Annotated in this window: 14 protein-coding genes; 10 read left to right on the top strand and 4 right to left on the bottom strand. The window is 67.4% G+C overall.

Annotated elements, in window-relative coordinates:
• Positions 1–5: 5 nt before the first annotated feature.
• Complete coding sequence (locus MRBLMU1_RS08070) at positions 6–1,400, bottom strand: sensor histidine kinase (protein ID WP_363499529.1); 1,395 nt, start codon at positions 1,398–1,400, stop codon at positions 6–8.
• Entirely contained in the window at positions 1,397–2,062 is a 666-nt protein-coding gene (locus tag MRBLMU1_RS08065; protein WP_363499527.1) for a response regulator transcription factor, read from the bottom strand. The genes MRBLMU1_RS08070 and MRBLMU1_RS08065 overlap by 4 nt, the downstream gene beginning before the upstream one ends.
• Positions 2,063–2,249: 187 nt before the next feature.
• Between MRBLMU1_RS08065 and MRBLMU1_RS08060 the strand changes: the two genes are divergently transcribed.
• On the top strand, positions 2,250–2,570 hold the full coding sequence (locus tag MRBLMU1_RS08060; protein ID WP_363499525.1) for a type II toxin-antitoxin system RelB/DinJ family antitoxin: 321 nt from the start codon (positions 2,250–2,252) through the stop codon (positions 2,568–2,570).
• The gene (locus tag MRBLMU1_RS08055) at positions 2,500–2,892 is read left to right on the top strand and encodes a type II toxin-antitoxin system YafQ family toxin (protein ID WP_363499523.1); all 393 of its coding nucleotides are present in this window, start codon (positions 2,500–2,502) and stop codon (positions 2,890–2,892) included. Before MRBLMU1_RS08060 ends, MRBLMU1_RS08055 begins: the two co-directional genes overlap by 71 nt.
• Here MRBLMU1_RS08055 and MRBLMU1_RS08050 read toward each other — a convergent pair.
• A complete protein-coding gene (locus MRBLMU1_RS08050; protein WP_414646043.1) occupies positions 2,885–3,820 on the bottom strand; it encodes a LysR family transcriptional regulator in 936 nt (311 codons plus the stop codon). The two genes, MRBLMU1_RS08055 and MRBLMU1_RS08050, sit on opposite strands and share 8 nt — an antisense overlap.
• 122 nt (positions 3,821–3,942) lie before the next feature.
• Here MRBLMU1_RS08050 and MRBLMU1_RS08045 point away from each other — a divergent pair, with 122 nt between their 5' ends.
• The 8 genes from MRBLMU1_RS08045 (at position 3,943) to MRBLMU1_RS08010 (ending at position 14,699) form a co-directional block, all read left to right on the top strand.
• Entirely contained in the window at positions 3,943–4,809 is an 867-nt protein-coding gene (locus tag MRBLMU1_RS08045; RefSeq protein ID WP_363499521.1) for an oxidoreductase, read from the top strand.
• Positions 4,810–4,928: 119 nt separating this feature from the next.
• The gene (locus MRBLMU1_RS08040; protein WP_363499519.1) at positions 4,929–6,581 is read left to right on the top strand and encodes a GGDEF domain-containing protein; all 1,653 of its coding nucleotides are present in this window, start codon (positions 4,929–4,931) and stop codon (positions 6,579–6,581) included.
• A 218-nt stretch (positions 6,582–6,799) separates the two neighbouring features.
• Positions 6,800–7,270, top strand: a complete 471-nt coding sequence (locus tag MRBLMU1_RS08035) for a rhodanese-like domain-containing protein (RefSeq protein WP_363499517.1) — start codon at positions 6,800–6,802, stop codon at positions 7,268–7,270.
• Between the two features lie 24 nt (positions 7,271–7,294).
• Positions 7,295–8,239, top strand: coding sequence for a serine O-acetyltransferase EpsC (gene epsC / locus MRBLMU1_RS08030; protein ID WP_363499515.1), 945 nt, complete (start codon positions 7,295–7,297; stop codon positions 8,237–8,239).
• A 16-nt stretch (positions 8,240–8,255) separates the two neighbouring features.
• Complete coding sequence (locus MRBLMU1_RS08025; protein WP_363499513.1) at positions 8,256–8,516, top strand: helix-turn-helix domain-containing protein; 261 nt, start codon at positions 8,256–8,258, stop codon at positions 8,514–8,516.
• Positions 8,517–8,716: 200 nt separating this feature from the next.
• Positions 8,717–9,649, top strand: coding sequence for a family 2A encapsulin nanocompartment shell protein (locus MRBLMU1_RS08020; RefSeq protein WP_363499511.1), 933 nt, complete (start codon positions 8,717–8,719; stop codon positions 9,647–9,649).
• A gap of 9 nt (positions 9,650–9,658) precedes the next feature.
• Positions 9,659–11,665 carry a family 2A encapsulin nanocompartment cargo protein cysteine desulfurase gene (locus MRBLMU1_RS08015; RefSeq protein WP_414646042.1) on the top strand — a complete coding sequence of 669 codons (2,007 nt, stop codon included), beginning with the start codon at positions 9,659–9,661 and terminating at the stop codon, positions 11,663–11,665.
• An 82-nt stretch (positions 11,666–11,747) separates the two neighbouring features.
• Positions 11,748–14,699 carry an EAL domain-containing protein gene (locus MRBLMU1_RS08010; protein ID WP_363499509.1) on the top strand — a complete coding sequence of 984 codons (2,952 nt, stop codon included), beginning with the start codon at positions 11,748–11,750 and terminating at the stop codon, positions 14,697–14,699.
• Here the strand turns inward: MRBLMU1_RS08010 and MRBLMU1_RS08005 are convergent, their stop codons facing one another.
• The gene (locus MRBLMU1_RS08005; RefSeq protein ID WP_363499507.1) at positions 14,700–15,455 is read right to left on the bottom strand and encodes an SDR family NAD(P)-dependent oxidoreductase; all 756 of its coding nucleotides are present in this window, start codon (positions 15,453–15,455) and stop codon (positions 14,700–14,702) included.
• Positions 15,456–15,474: the final 19 nt, after the last annotated feature.

The following is a 15,474-nucleotide window of genomic DNA, read 5'->3' as shown; positions in this document are numbered from 1 at the left end:
GCCGGCTATGCGCGCCCCGCCGGGGGCGCCGCGACCGCCGGAAACAGCACGCGCACCCTGAAGCCGGCGTCGTCGAGGCCGGCTCCCGTTTCAATCACGGCCCGGTGCAGCTCGGCGATGCCGGCCACCAGCGACAGGCCGATGCCGCTGCCGCGCATCGGGTTGCCCGCGACGCGGTGGAACCGGATGAAGATGGCGGCGCGTTCCGACTCGGGCACGCCGGGGCCGTCGTCTGCCACTTCAAGATACGCTTGTGGCGGCGCGCCCGGCGCGCCGGCGGCCCGGTAGCCGCAACTGACCAGCACCCGGCCATCGGCGGCCGTGTAGCGCAAGGCGTTGTCGATCAGATTGCGCAGCAGGATGCCGATTTCGTCGATGTCGCAGCGGATCTGGCAGGTATGGACGTTCAGGTAGATCGCGCGCCGGTTCTGCGCGGCGAGCACCTCGAATTCCCGCACGACGTGCTGTGCCAGCGCGCTCAGGTCGGTCTCCACCTGCTTGACGGATTTGGTTCCCGCGTTCAGGCGGGCCAGGTCGAGCAATTGCTCCGACAGGCGGGTGCTGCGCCTGGCCATCAGCAGCAATTTGTCCAGGGCCTCCCGGGTGGCCTGGGGATGGTCGGCGCGCAGCGCGATCTCGACCTGCGCCTGCAGCGCCGACAGCGGGGTGCGCAACTCGTGCGCGGCGTCGCCGATGAAGCGGCGCTCGCCCTCGATGGCTTCATCGAGTTGCTCCAGCACATGGTTGAACGACGTGACCAGCGGATGCAACTCGCTGGGCAGGCGCTCCAGCGGCAGCGGTGTGAGATCGAAGTTGCGCCGCCTGCGCATGGCCGCGCCCAACGCCGTGACCGGCTTGAGCGAGCTGCGCACCACGAACCACATGATGACGCCCGCGAGCAGTAGCAGCAAGGTCGCCAGTATCAGCGAATGCGAGACCTCCTTTCGCAGGTCGGCGTCGACGACGCTTTGCAGATTGCCCACCTGGACGGTCACCCGGCCGCTGCGGTCGGAAACACTGTAGACGCGCCACTTGCGGCCCTCGACCATCGTCGACGCCGGGCCGTCGATGAAGCTCGGCTGCAGCGGCTGGGTGGGCGCGCCCGGTGTGCTGCGCGCCAGGCTGCCGCGATCGAGCCAGATCTGGAATTTGAGCCCGTCGAGGTCGCGCCGCGCCGGCGCCGGCAGTTCCAGTCCCGGCCCGCCCCTGCGCTCGAAGCGGCTGGCCGCCGGTATCGTGATGATGAGCTGGGTGGCGATGGCCCCCAGTTTCTCGTCCCAGGTGCTGGTGCGGTTGAGCGTCAAATGGGTCATGACGACGGCCACGACCACGACCCAGCACAGCAGGGTGACCCCGAGTATGACGAGCAGCAATTGCGCGTTGATCGAGCGTGGCCTCATGCCGTGGGTTGTCCGATGACGTAGCCGAGGCCGTGCACGGTGCGGATCAGATCGTCGCCTAGCTTGCGGCGCAATTGGTGGATGAAGACCGCGATGGTGTTGCTCTCCACGGTGCTGGCGGTGCCGTAGACCAGGTCTTGCAGATGGTCGCGCGTGACCACGTGGCCGGGACGCTCCATCAGCGCCAGCAAGGTGCGGTACTCGTTCGCGCTGAGCACCACCTCGGCGTCCCCCTTGTGCACCACCCGGCGGCCGCGATCGACGCGGACGTCGCCGTAGGTGACCACCGGCACCACGCTGCCCTGGCTGCGGCGGATCACCGAGCGCACGCGCGCCCACAGCTCGTCGAACTGGAACGGCTTGACCAGGTAGTCGTCGGCGCCGGCGTCCAGGCCGGCGATGCGCTCGCTCAGCTGGCCGCGCGCGGTCAGGATCAACACCGGGGTGGCGTCGTAGCGTTCGCGCATGGCGCGCAACACCGTCAGGCCGGATTCGCCCGACAGGCCGATGTCGAGCAGCACCACCGAGTAGGTGTGGTCGGCCAGGGCGGCGCGCGCCGCCGGCGCGTCGCAGACGTGGTCGACGCCCCAGGCGTTGAGCCGCGCGCCGGCGCAGATGGTCTCGCCCAGCATCGGGTCGTCTTCCACAAGAAGGAGTCGCATTCGGATCGTTTCGGTTGGCAAAGTCGGGCTTGCCTTCGATGATGGCACGGACATTTTAGGTTCTTTTTAAGGCGGCCCGGGTTGGCGACCACGCTGGACTCTTACAAAAAGACGGGCTACACTGGGTTGTGGCTACATTGTAGCTACACTGTAAGATAATCCAAGTGGTATTGATGAAGGAAGTCATATGTTGACAGCAACTATACGCTCCCGTGTCGAGCCCGAGCTGAAAGAGGAGGCCACCAGGATACTGGAATCATGTGGCCTGGATTTGTCCACCGCCATCCGTCTTTTCCTCAACAATGTCGTGGTTGCTAAAGGGCTGCCGTTTGATATTGCGCCCAATCCCACAACAGTCGCGGCGATGGAAGAGGCTCGCAAGCTTTCCGCACGATTTAGTTCCCCTGAAGAGTTTTTCGATGAATTAGAGGATAAAAATGCCAGTGAAGAAGGGCAAGGGCGAAAAAAAATCTCGAAGCCCCACGCTGGAAAGCCCAAGCGTCGATGACAGGCGGTTGGTTCCTAAAGTAGCCGAGTTCGGCGGTGCGCGCCCGCCACGTATTTTTGACAGAACCAGCGCCTTTAAAAAAGACTGGGATCGGCTAGTGTCAAGCGGGCGCTACGATATGTCGCGCCTTAAAACCGTCATGATGCATTTGATCGCGAATGAAGGTCCGCTGCCTGCGGAATACGCGGATCATGCCTTGCTGGGGAAATGGCAGGATCATCGAGATTGTCACGTTGGCGGCGACTGGGTTCTCATCTATAAGCTGACGGCAGCGGAAGTGATTTTTGTGCGCACAGGCACTCACAGCGATCTTTTTAAGTAGTTTGTCGTCCATGCTGATTCACCGCGTCCGCAGACCGGATGAAATCGACAAACGCGCGCAGCGGCGCCGGCAGGTGGCGCCGGCCCGAATAGTATAAAAACGGTCCCGGGAAATCCGCCCACCAGTCTCGCAGGATCGGCTGCAACTGGCCGGACGCCATGTACGGCTCCAGCCACTCCTCGAACAGATAGATCACGCCGTGCCCGGCCACGGCGGCGCCCACCGCCAGGTCGAACACGGTCGGCGTGACGACCAGCGGCCCGGTCGGCTCGACGGTCAGGGTCTGGCCGTCGCGCTCGAATTCCCATGGATAGATGGCTCCGCTGAGAAACTTGCCGCGCAGGCAGTCGTGCCGCAGCAGGTCGCGCGGGTGCTCGGGCACGCCGCGCCGCGCCAGATAGCCGGGCGACGCCGCCACCGCGAAGCGCTGCACGCGCGGCCCGATCGGAATGGCGATCATGTCCTGTTCCAGCCGCTCGCCGTAGCGGATGCCGGCGTCGCAGCCGCTGGCGACGACGTCGACGAAATTATTGTCGATCACCACGTCCAGCACGATGTCGGGATAGGCGCGCATGAATTGGTTCACCAGCGGCTGCAGGAAAAAGCGCGCGGCGCTGACCGGCACGTTGAGCCGCAAGGTGCCGCGCGGGCTGTCGCGCAGGTCGTTGAGCACGTCGAGCGCGCCGGCCACCTCGTTCAACGCCGGCTGCAGGCGCGCCAGCAGCAACGCCCCGGCCTCGGTCGGGGTGACGCTGCGGGTGGTGCGCAACAGCAGCCGGATGCCGAGCTGGTTCTCCAGCCGCCGCAGCGCTTCGCTCAGCGCCGACGCCGATTGGCCGCCGGCGCGCGCGGCCTGCCGGAAGCCGCCGTGCTGGACGACCAGTGCGAAAGTGGCCAGATCGGCCATGGAAGGGGTATTCGTGGTCATCGGTGCGCTTTCGATTGTGCGGATTTTCGTACAGCCCGTGCGGCATTGCCCCCATTATCACACGGTCTCCCTGTCGCTACCATGTGTCCATGCTTTCCCACATCACACACCAGGAGATCGACATGGGCAGATATTCACCTTCCAGCGACCAGTTCACGCCCGCCAGCAGCGCCCTGCGCTTCAACCGCGTCGGCTACGGCGCCATGCAACTGGCCGGGCCGCACGTGTGGGGGCCGCCGAAGGACCGCGCCGCCGCCGTGGCCGTGCTGCGCGAGGCGATCGAGCTGGGCGTCAACCACATCGACACCGCCGATTTCTACGGGCCGCACGTCACCAACCAGATCATCCGCGAAGCCTTGCACCCTTACCGCGACGATTTGACCATCGTCACCAAGATCGGTTTTGCGCGCGGCGCCGACCAGTCGTGGCTGCCGGCGGCGTCGCCGCAACAACTGCGCGACGCGGTGCATGACAACCTGCGCAACCTGCAATTGGACGTCCTTGACGTGGTCAACTACCGCGCGCCGGGCGTGCAAGGCCCGGACGGCTCGTCGATCGGCGAGGCGATCGCGGCGATGGCGCGCCTGAAGGAGGAGGGGCTGATCCGCCATATCGGCGTGAGCAACGTCACGGCGGAACAGGTGGCCGAGGCGCGTTCGATCACCGGCATCGTCTGCGTGCAGAACCAGTACAACCTGGCCCAGCGCGGCGACGATCCTCTGATCGACACGCTGGCCGCGCAGGGCATCGCTTACGTGCCGTTCTTCCCGCTGGGCGGATTCTCGCCGTTGCAGTCCGACGCGCTGACCAGGGCGGCCGCCGCGATGGACGCGCAGCCGATGCAGGTGGCGCTGGCGTGGCTGTTGCAGCGCTCGCCCAACATCCTGGTCATCCCCGGCACTTCGTCGGTGGCGCACCTGCGGGACAACGTCGCCGCCGGCGCCTTGCGCCTCGACGCCGACACCTTGGCGATACTGAACGCCATGTGACGCCGGCTGTGGGAAATCCGACACACAAATTACTTTGTGGAAAGTAATCCTGTTATGATCCCATGACGAGGCCCAATCCCCGCCGCGTTTTTACCCGTTAAAAATAGCCAAAGGGAAGTATGCCGCAGTCCACTATCAACGAGCCCGACCCCATCGCCCCGCCGTCCGCCGGCGCCGGTGGCGGGGCGGGCGCGTCAAAACTGGTGCAGCTCGAGGGGAAAAAGCGGCCCGTCGGCCGCGCCGCGTCTTTTTTCCTGATTTTCGTCATCTGCGCCATGTGCGGCCTGCAGTTCGCCTACCGTAGCGGCGCCCGCCAGACCCAGCTCGAAGAGAGCCGGCGCGCCACCGTCAATATCGCCAGCGCCACCGCCGAGCACGCGGAGCGCACGATCGACATCGTCGCCTCGGTGCTGTTCGGCGTGGTCGAGCGGGTCGAGGTGGACGGCACCGGTCCGTCCAATTTCCCACGCCTGCACAGGCTGCTGAAGGCGCGGGTCGCCCAGACCCGTGGCCTGCTGGGCATCTTCGTCTACGATGAACAAGGCCGGTGGGTCATCACCTCGCTCGACCAGGTCGGGCCGAACGCCAACAATGCCGACCGTCCGTATTTCAAGTATCACCAGGCGCACGCCGATCGCGGCGTGCACATTGGCGCGCCGGTGCGCAGCCGTTCGTCCGGCCAGTGGATCTTGCCGGTGTCGCGCCGCATCAACCACCCCGACGGCTCGTTCGCGGGCGTCGTGCTGGCGACCATCCGCATCGATTATTTCCAGGAGTATTACGACGGCTTCGATATCGGCAAAGCCGGCGCGATCTTCATCGCGCTCGCCGACGGCACGCTGATCACGCGCCGCCCGATGCTCAACAACGTGATCGGCACCAGCCTCAATGGCGGCGCGGTGTTCACCCAGCTGGCGCAGGGGCACGACAGCGGCACGGCGATGCGGGTGGCCCTGGTCGACAAGGTCGAGCGGCTGTACAGCTACCGGCGCGTGCGCGGCTACCCGCTGGTGATCGCGGCGTCGCTGGCCAAGGAGGAGATCTTTGCCCAATGGTGGATCGACACCTGGCGCCAGTGCGGCGCGCTGGCCTTGCTGCTGGCCACACTGGGCTGGCTGGGCGCGCGCCTGTTCCGCCAGATCAGCCTGCGCGACCGGCTGGAGGTCGAACTGCGCAACTCCCGCGTCGCGCTGGAGGACAGCGTCGGCAAGCTGGAGCTGATCGCCACCACCGACGCGCTGACGGGCTTGAAGAACCGCCGCTACCTCAACGAGCGGCTGGAAACCGAACTCGCGCGCGCCGCGCGCGACGGCCTGCCGGTGGCGCTGATCATGCTCGACGTAGACTTTTTCAAGCGCTACAACGACAGCTACGGCCACCCGGCCGGCGACGCTTGCCTGAAGCTGGTCAGCGATGTCGTGGGGAAGGCCGCGCAACGCGGCGCCGACGTCGCCGCCCGCTTCGGCGGCGAAGAGTTCGTGGTCTTTCTGGCCAACACGGATCTGGACGGCGCCCGCGCCGTCGCCGAAGGCATCTGCGCGGCGGTGCGCGCGCTCAACGAGCCGCACCGTGCCAGCGATTTCGGCGTCGTCACCATCAGCGCCGGGGTGGTCGCCAGCGTCCCCGTCCCGGGCGGCGGGGGCGGCGCGCTGATCGAAGCGGCCGACGCGGCGCTGTATGAGGCCAAACACCAGGGGCGCAACCGGGTATCCCCGCCGCCGAAGCCCGGGAACCATCCGTCCCCGCGGCAGCCGGCCTGCGCCGAAGCCTGACACCCCGCGCCACTTCCCCGCCTTTCCCGCCACGGCCGGCATTCGCCGCGCCGTCTTCAATCGACGGCATCCCGTCGCATATACGGTTTCCGTCTTTGCGAAGTTGATTTTATTCGTTTTGTTTCACTTCGCCGAACCGTATATTTCATCTCGCAAGCCGTCTATCGCCATCAACCGGCCGACGGATTCCACCATTCAAGCCATCATAAGGTCTCTCTATGTCAGTCGACGTCCTCTCGCCGGCACTGCCTCCAGTGCTGGCATCGATCAAGGCCGACGCGGCCGCGTCCCAATTGCCGTATGCCGGCGGCGTCCGCCCGGCGGTCGCCTGGGAACTGTTCTCCACCCAGGACGTGCTGCTGGTCGACGTGCGCACCGGCGAGGAGCGCAAATTCGTCGGCCACGTGCCCGACAGCCTGCATCTGCCGTGGGCCACCGGCACCGCGCTGACGCGCAATCCGCGCTTCGTGCGCGAACTGGAAAGCAAAATCGGCGGCAAGGACACCGTGGTCCTATTGCTATGCCGCAGCGGCAAGCGCTCCGCCCTGGCGGCCGAGGCCGCCACCAAGGCCGGGTTCACCAACGTCTTCAATGTCCTCGAAGGCTTCGAGGGCGAGATCGACGCGCGCCAACAGCGCGGCAAGGCGGACGGCTGGCGCTTCCACGGCCTGCCGTGGGTGCAGGACTAAACCCATTTTTCCGACGAGGACAGCGTGGCTACTTTCGACATCACCACCATCGTGCAGTCGCTGCACGAGGCGCGCCACCGCTGGCGCCAGCAGCAAAGCCGCGGCAGCGAACCGGGCGGGCGGGAATTCCCCTCGCGTAACGCGCTGGCGGCCATCATCGACAGCCTCAAGGGCGTGCTGTTCCCGATGCGGCTGGGACCGCCGGACCTGCGCCAGGAAAGCGAGGACTTCCACGTCGCCCACGCGCTCGACGGTGTGCTGCACGCGCTGCTCAAGCAGGTGCGGCGCGAGTTGACATACAACGCCGGCCTGCGTGGCGAACCAGTGCGCGTCGACGCCAGTGTCGAACACGACATCGACCAGGAGGCGCTGGGCGCCGTGCGCAGCTTCGCCGCCGCGCTGCCGGCCATCCGCTCGCTGCTCGACAGCGACGTCATGGCCGCCTACCAGGGCGACCCGGCCGCGCGCAGCGTCGACGAGGTGCTGCTGTGCTACCCGGGCGTGCTGGCGATGATCCATTACCGCATAGCCCACCAGTTCTACACGCTGGGGCTGACCTTGCTGGCGCGCATCGTGTCCGAGCTGGCGCACGGCGCCACCGGCATCGACATCCATCCCGGCGCGCGCATCGGCGCCGGCTTCTTCATCGACCACGGCACCGGCGTGGTGATCGGCGAGACGGCCGTCATCGGCGCCCGCGTGCGGCTGTACCAGGCCGTCACGCTCGGCGCCAAGCGCTTCCCGACCGACGCCGAGGGCAATCTGCAAAAGGGCTTGCCGCGCCATCCGGTGGTCGAGGACGACGTCGTCATCTACGCCGGCGCCACCGTCCTCGGACTGATCACGATCGGCAAGGGCGCCATCATCGGCGGCAATGTCTGGCTGACGCACGACGTGCCGCCGGGCGGACGCATCGCCCAGGCCGAGTCGCGCGTGGGCGCCTTCGCCAACGGCATCGCGGCGGCATGAGCGGCGGGGAGGACGGATGAACAGCCTTGTGCGCAGCTTCGGCATCGGCGTGCGGCAACTGCGGGAGGCGCGGGGGTGGTCGCAGGAACAGCTGGCCGAAAACTCCAATCTGAACCGTTCCTACGTCGGCGAGATCGAGCGGGGCAGGGTGATCGCCTCGCTGCTGACGGTCGAGAAGCTGGCGCTGGCGCTCAAGCTGACGCCGTCGGCCCTGTTGACGCGCGGCGAGACCGTCGGCCATGCGCTGACATCGCGTTCCGAGCCGCCCGGCGGCTGATCGCTACCCCGGGGTCAGTGCCGACATTCAGACACGAGCTCGGCGGCCGGGCTGTTCAGCCCGTGTCCGAATGTCGGCACTGACCCCCGGGTGGGATTGGTGGCGATAGCATGTTGAGCTGACTCATCAGTAACGCCATACTGGCCCGGTTATTTTCCGCATAACCTTATTTGTTTTTCACTTACTGAAATGGAGTCACGATGTCGGCAACTGTAGGCGGTACCACGGCGCTGGGCGATAACGCAGCGCGGCAATTAGCGAACGCGACCAAGACCGTTCCCCAGCTCGAGACCATCAGCCCGCGCTGGCTGACGCACCTGCTGCAATGGGTGCCGGTGGAGGCCGGCATCTACCGCCTCAACAAGGTCAAGAATCCGGAGGCGATCAAGGTGACCTGCACCGCGCGCGAGCAAGAGAACCAGTTGCCGCGCACCTATGTCGACTACGAGGAAAACCCGCGCGAGTATTTCCTCAACGCCGTCTCGACCGTGCTCGACGTGCACACCCGCGTCTCCGATCTCTACAGCAGCCCGCACGACCAGATCAAGGAGCAGCTGCGCCTGACGATCGAGACCATCAAGGAAAACCAGGAAAGCGAGCTGATCAACAATCCCGACTACGGCCTGCTGGCCCAGGTGACCGACGAGCAGCGCATCCTGCCGCTGACGGGCGCGCCGACGCCGGACGACCTCGACGAGCTGCTGACCAAGGTGTGGAAGGAGCCGGCCTTTTTCCTGACCCACCCGCTGGCGATCGCCGCCTTCGGCCGCGAGGCGACCCGGCGCGGCACGCCGCCGCCGACCATCAGCCTGTTCGGCTCGCAGTTCATCACGTGGCGCGGCATTCCGCTGATTCCGTCGGACAAGGTGCCGGTGGCCGACGGCAAGAGCAAGATCCTGCTGCTGCGCGTGGGCGACAAGCGCCAGGGCGTGGTCGGCCTGTTCCAGCCGGGCCTGCCCGGCGAGCAAAGCCCGGGCCTGTCGGTGCGCTTCATGGGCATCAACAACCACGCGATCTCGTCGTACCTGATCTCGCTGTACTGCTCGCTCGCGGTGCTGACCTCCGACGCGCTGGCCGTGCTCGACGACGTCGAGATCAACAAGTACCACGACTATCCCGACACCTACAAGTAAGCGCGCGACGTGAGCCTCCTTTCGCCCCCCATCTCCCTGCCGGCGGACCGCGCCGCCGGCGTTCCCGAGCCGTCCGGCGCGCCGTTCGATCCGGCCGCGCTGGCGCGCCTGGCCAACGAGTTCTTTTCGGCGCCGCCGTTCGCCCGGCAACTGGACGTCCCCGGCGTGCAGGCGCCGGCCAATATCGCGCCGCCCGGTTCGCCGCTGGTCAGCCCGGCCGGCTTCGGTCCCAGCGTGCCCGGCACGCCGATCCCGCAGGGACAGATCCCCGGCACCAATTTGCTTCCGGCGTCGCCGACCCAGGTGCTGTCGCTGGGCAATCGCGCGCCGGCGTTGATGCCGGCCGCGCAGGCCGGCAACGGCGTGCCCGACAAGGCGTTCGGCGCGATCCCGGCGTATGAGCCGCGCAACGGCGGCGCCGTGCTGGGCGTGCCGAACGTGTCGGACACGACCGCGACCGCCAGCCCGCCGGCCGAGGCGTCGTCGTACTATTTCCTGGGCGAGCGCTATGGCCAGCCGCGGCCGCAAGCGAACTCGGCCGCCGTGCCGGCGCCGCCATACCAGCAAGCGGACGCGTCTTTGCCGACGCCGTCGCTGCCGGCGTCGCGGTTGCCGGCCCAGCCTTCGCTGGCGCCGCCGGCCACCGGCTTGCCGGGCGCGCCCGCGCCGGCGGCGCCCTCGCCGTCGTCGGCGCCGCAGTACTACTTCGTCGACGCGGTGGTGTTGCCGAGCGGCTACGTCACCCCGGCCAAGCCGGCGCCGCACGCGACGGCGCCGTTGGCCGGCGGCGACCGCCATCCACCGTTCGACGTGCACGCGGTGCGGCGCGATTTCCCGATTCTCCAGGAAAAGGTCAACGGCCGCCAGCTGGTCTGGTTCGACAACGCCGCCACTACCCACAAGCCGCAGTCGGTGATCGACCGCGTCGCGTATTTCTACGCGCATGAGAATTCGAACATCCACCGCGCGGCGCACGAGCTCGCCGCGCGCGCCACCGACGCCTACGAGGGCGCCCGCGAGCGGGTGCGGCGCTTCCTCAACGCGCCCGACGTCAACGAGGTCATCTTCGTGCGCGGCACCACCGAGGCCATCAACCTGGTGGCCAAGAGCTGGGGCGGGCAACACGTGGGCGAGGGCGACGAGATCATCGTTTCCAATCTCGAGCACCACGCCAACATCGTGCCGTGGCAGCAACTGGCCGCCGCCAAGGGCGCCAGGTTGCGCGTGATCCCGGTCGACGACTCGGGCCAGGTGTTGCTCGACGAGTACCGCAAGTTGCTCAACGACCGCACCAAGATCGTCGCCGTCACGCAGGTGTCGAACGCGCTGGGCACGGTCACGCCGGTCAAGGAAATTGTCGAGCTCGCCAAACGCGCCGGCGCCAGGACCCTGGTCGACGGCGCGCAATCGGTCTCGCACATGCGCATCGACGTGCAGGACATCGGCGCCGACTTCTTCGTGTTCTCGGGCCACAAGCTGTTCGGGCCGACCGGCATCGGCGCGCTGTGGGGCAAGCGCGAGGTGCTCGAGGACATGCCGCCATGGCAGGGCGGCGGCAATATGATCGCCGACGTGACGTTCGAGAAGACCGTGTTCCAGCCGATCCCCAACAAGTTCGAGGCCGGCACGGGCAACATCGCCGACGCCGTCGGGCTGGGCGCGGCGATCGACTACGTGACGCGTATCGGCATCGAGAACATCGCCCGCTACGAGCACGACCTGCTGGTGTACGGCATGCGCGAGCTGGGGCAAATCAAGGGCGTGCGCCTGATCGGCACGGCCGCCGACAAGGCCAGCGTGATGTCGTTCGTGCTGGCCGGTTACACCACGGAAGATGTCGGTCACGCGCTCAACGAGGAGGGCATCGCCGTGCGCACCGGCCACCATTGCGCGCAGCCTATCCTGCGGCGCTTCGGCGTGGAGACGACGGTGCGGCCGTCGTTGGCGTTTTACAACACGTTCGACGAGATCGACCGCTTGATCGCCGTGGTGCGCAGGCTGGCGGCGGCACGGTAGAAACGCGACCAAACGGCGCGGCGAAAATCCGGCAAAATAGTCGTTAACTTTTGTCGATCCGCGCCGATTCGGCCGGGCAGCCATGCCGCCGTCTTCCACAATGTCGATGCCGTTGCCGCACCAGGCGGCGGAGATGTTCCGCCTGATGGCGGAGGAGATCAAGGAATGCGCCATCTTCCTGATGGACGCGCGCGGCGTCATCACCAGCTGGAGCCACGCGGCCGAGACCATGAAGGGCTACCGCGCCGACGAGGCGATCGGCCGGCACCTGTCGCTGCTGTACTGTGACGAGGACAACGCGCGCGGCTGGGCCGACCACAATTTGTGCGAGGCGGCCAATCACGGTTTTTATCGCGAGGAAACATGGCGCAGGAAAAAGGACGGCAGCCTGTTCTGGGCGCGTATCGCCCTGACCGGGCTGCGCGACGAGCGCGGCCAACTGGTCGGCTTTTCCAAGCTCACGATCGACCTGACGCGGCACAAGATGCTGGAGCAGTGCCTCGACGACAAGGAGGAGAACCGCCGCATCATGACGGCGGCCAACGCCGGCACGTGGAAGTGGGACGCCGCCAGCCGCCGGCTGGCGTTGTCCCCCGAGCTGAAGCAATTGCTCGGCTACGACGCCGGCGGCGCCGCGCCCGACGCCAGCGACTGGCGCACCCTGGTCGATCCGCAGGACGTGCCGGCCGTGTGCGCCAGGTTGCGCACCATGATGACGTCCATGCCGGCGCAGCCGCTGGCCCTGGAGGTGCGATTGTGCCGCCAGGACGGCGACTGCCGCTGGTTCTTCGTGCGCGCCGACTGGCGGCGCGATATCGAGGGCCAGGGCGAACTGAGCGGCGTGTGCGTCGACACCCACGACATGCGCCTGCTGGCCGAGGAGCGCGAGCGCCTGCTGAATGAACTGCAACTGGTACGCCAGCGTTTTCGCGCCGTCCTCGACCAGATGCCGTCCGGCGTGCTCGTGGCGGAGGTGCCCTCGGGCAAGCTGCTGTATCAAAACCTCAAGGCCAGGCGCATCTTCGGCGCCACGCTCGACGACACGTCCAGCTATCACGACTACGCCCGCACCGACGTCCGCGATCCGGACGGGCGGCGCCTGCCGGCGCACGAATTTCCGCTGGCCCAGGCGATCATCACCGGACAGCCGGTGCCGGCGCGCGAGCTGGTGTTCCATCCGCCCGGCGCCGCGCCGCGTTGCTTCCGCGTCGGCGCCACGCCGGTGCAGGCCGACGGCGACGACCTCCGCATGGCCGTCGCCGTGGTCCACGACATCGACGACCTGAAGCGGATGCAGGAATCGCTGCGGGCGGAAAAGGAGCGCGCCGAAGTGACCTTGCGGGCGATTAGCAACGGCGTCATCACCACCGGCCTGGACGGCTGTATCGACAGCATGAACACGGCCGCCGAACGGCTGACCGGCTGGAGCCAGCGCCAGGCGCTCGGGCTGCCGCTCGACCAGGTGCTGCAACTGGACGAGGAGCCGGCGGCCGAGGCGGCCGAGGCGGCCGGTCCCGCGCGCGCGCCGCCGTCCGCGCCAGGCGCGGCGCGCGTCACCGATCCCGTGCAGCGCTGCATGCACGAGAACCGGCCGGTGGCGCCGGCCGCGCCGGCGGTGCTGTTGTCGCGCAACGGCAGCCGGCACACGATCGAATACGCGGCCGCGCCCCTGCAACTGTCGGACAACCGCACCTGCGGCGCGGTGCTGGTGCTCAACGACGTCACCGAGTCGCGCGGGCTGCTCAAGCACCTGAGCTACCAGGCCAGCCACGACGTGCTGACCGGGCTGGTGAACCGGCGCGAGTTCGGCGTGCGCTTGCAGCGCGCGCTCGACCGCACCGGCCAGCCCGGCGCCAGCAACAGCGCGCTGCTGTACCTGGACCTGGACCAGTTCAAGATCGTCAACGACACTTGCGGCCACGCGGCCGGCGACGACCTGCTGCGCCAGCTGTCGGTGGCCTACGGCGCCCACGTGCGCGAGCGCGACACGCTGGCGCGCATCGGCGGCGACGAGTTCGCGCTGATCGTCGAACACTGCACGATGGAGGAGGCCAAGGTGGTGGCCAACAAGCTGCTCGAGACCACGCGCAACTTCCGCTACCTCTGCAACAACCAGGTGTTCCGGCTGGGCGTGAGCATCGGCCTGACGCCGCTCGACGGCGGCACCACGACGATGGAGGAGGCGCTGCGCCAGGCCGACCACGCCTGCTACATCGCCAAGGAGGGCGGCCGCAACCGGGTGTTCCTGCAACAGCGGGGCGGCGCCGAGATCGCGCAGCGGCGCAACGACATGTACTGGGTCAAGCGGCTCGGCGACGCCTTCCGCAACGACGAGCTGCAGCTGTACCACCAGCCGATCCGCGCGCTCGGCGCCAGCGGCAGCGGCGGGCTGCACTACGAGATCCTGTTGCGCATGAAGGACGGCGGCGCCGGACCGGTGGGACCGACCAGCTTCCTGCCGGCGGCCGAGCGCTACGACATCATGCAGGAGGTCGACCGCTGGGTGCTGGACCGCAGCCTGGCCTGGCTGGAGGGCCATCCCGGGCATGTCGCCCGGCTCGAGCTGTGCACCATCAACCTGTCGCAGCGGGCGCTGGCCGATCCGGGTTTTCAACAGTACGCGGTCGCACGCATCCAGGCGGTGGCGGTGCCGGCCCATAAACTGTGCTTCGAGATCACCGAGACCGGCGCGTTCGCCAACCTGCCGAACACGTTGTCGTTCGTGCTGGCGCTGCAACGGCTGGGGTGCCGCTTCGCGCTCGACGATTTCGGCACCGGCATGGCGTCGTTCGCCTACCTGAAGCAGTTGCCGGTCAATTACGTCAAGATCGACGGCTCGTTCATCCAGATGATGACCAGCAGCACGGTGGACTTCGAGATGGTGCGTTTCACCAACGACATCAGCCACATCATGGGGCGCCGCACCATCGCCGAGTTCGTCAACGACCCGGACACGCTGGCCAAGCTCACCGAGATCGGCGTCGACTACGCCCAGGGTTTCATGCTGGGCGAGCCGCGGCCGCTCGATGGCTGACTAGATTTGCGCCAGGCCGCCGTCGACGAACAGCTCGATGCCGTTGACGAAGCTGGCGTCGTCCGAGGCCAGGAACACCGCCGCCTTGGCGATTTCGTCGGGTTCGCCGACGCGGCCCATTGGAACCTGCGCGGCGAGGTGGTCGAGCAGGCCTTGTTGTTGGGCGGCGTCCGGCCCGGCCAGCTCCACCAGGCCGGGGGTCTTGATCGGACCGGGGCTGATGGTGTTGACCCGGATGCCGCGTCCCTTCAGGTCGAGGATCCAGTTGCGCGCGAACGAGCGCACCGCCGCCTTCGACGCGGCGTAGACGCTGAACGCCTCGGTGCCGACGCTGCCGGCGGTCGAGCCGGTCAGTATCACCGACGCGCCCTCGCCCAGCAGCGGCAGCGCCGCCTGCACCGTGAACAGGGTGCCTTTGACGTTGCGGTTGAAGGTGTCGTCGAAGTGTTCCTCGGTGATCTGGCCCAGCGGCAGCATCGAGCCGCCGCCGGCGTTGGTCACCAACACATCGAGCTTGCCGTGTTCCGCCTTGACGCGCTCGAACAGCGCCCGCAGTTGCGACGGGTCGGCCGAATCGACCCGCGTGCCGACGGCGGCCGCGCCGATCGCCTCGACGGCGGCGTCGAGTTCCGGCTGGCGGCGCCCGGTGATGTAGACGCGCGCGCCCTCGGCGGCGAAACGTTTGGCGATGGCCAGGCCGATGCCGCTGGTGCCGCCGGTGACGACGGCTACTTTTGCTTCGAGTTTCTTGGACATGATGTTTCCTTTGCGATGG

The organism is Burkholderia sp. LMU1-1-1.1 (assembly GCF_040675865.1).
GTDB lineage: Bacteria > Pseudomonadota > Gammaproteobacteria > Burkholderiales > Burkholderiaceae_D > Rugamonas.
Note: the sequence above shows the minus strand (reverse complement) of the source record. Positions and strands in the feature narration are given on the sequence as shown.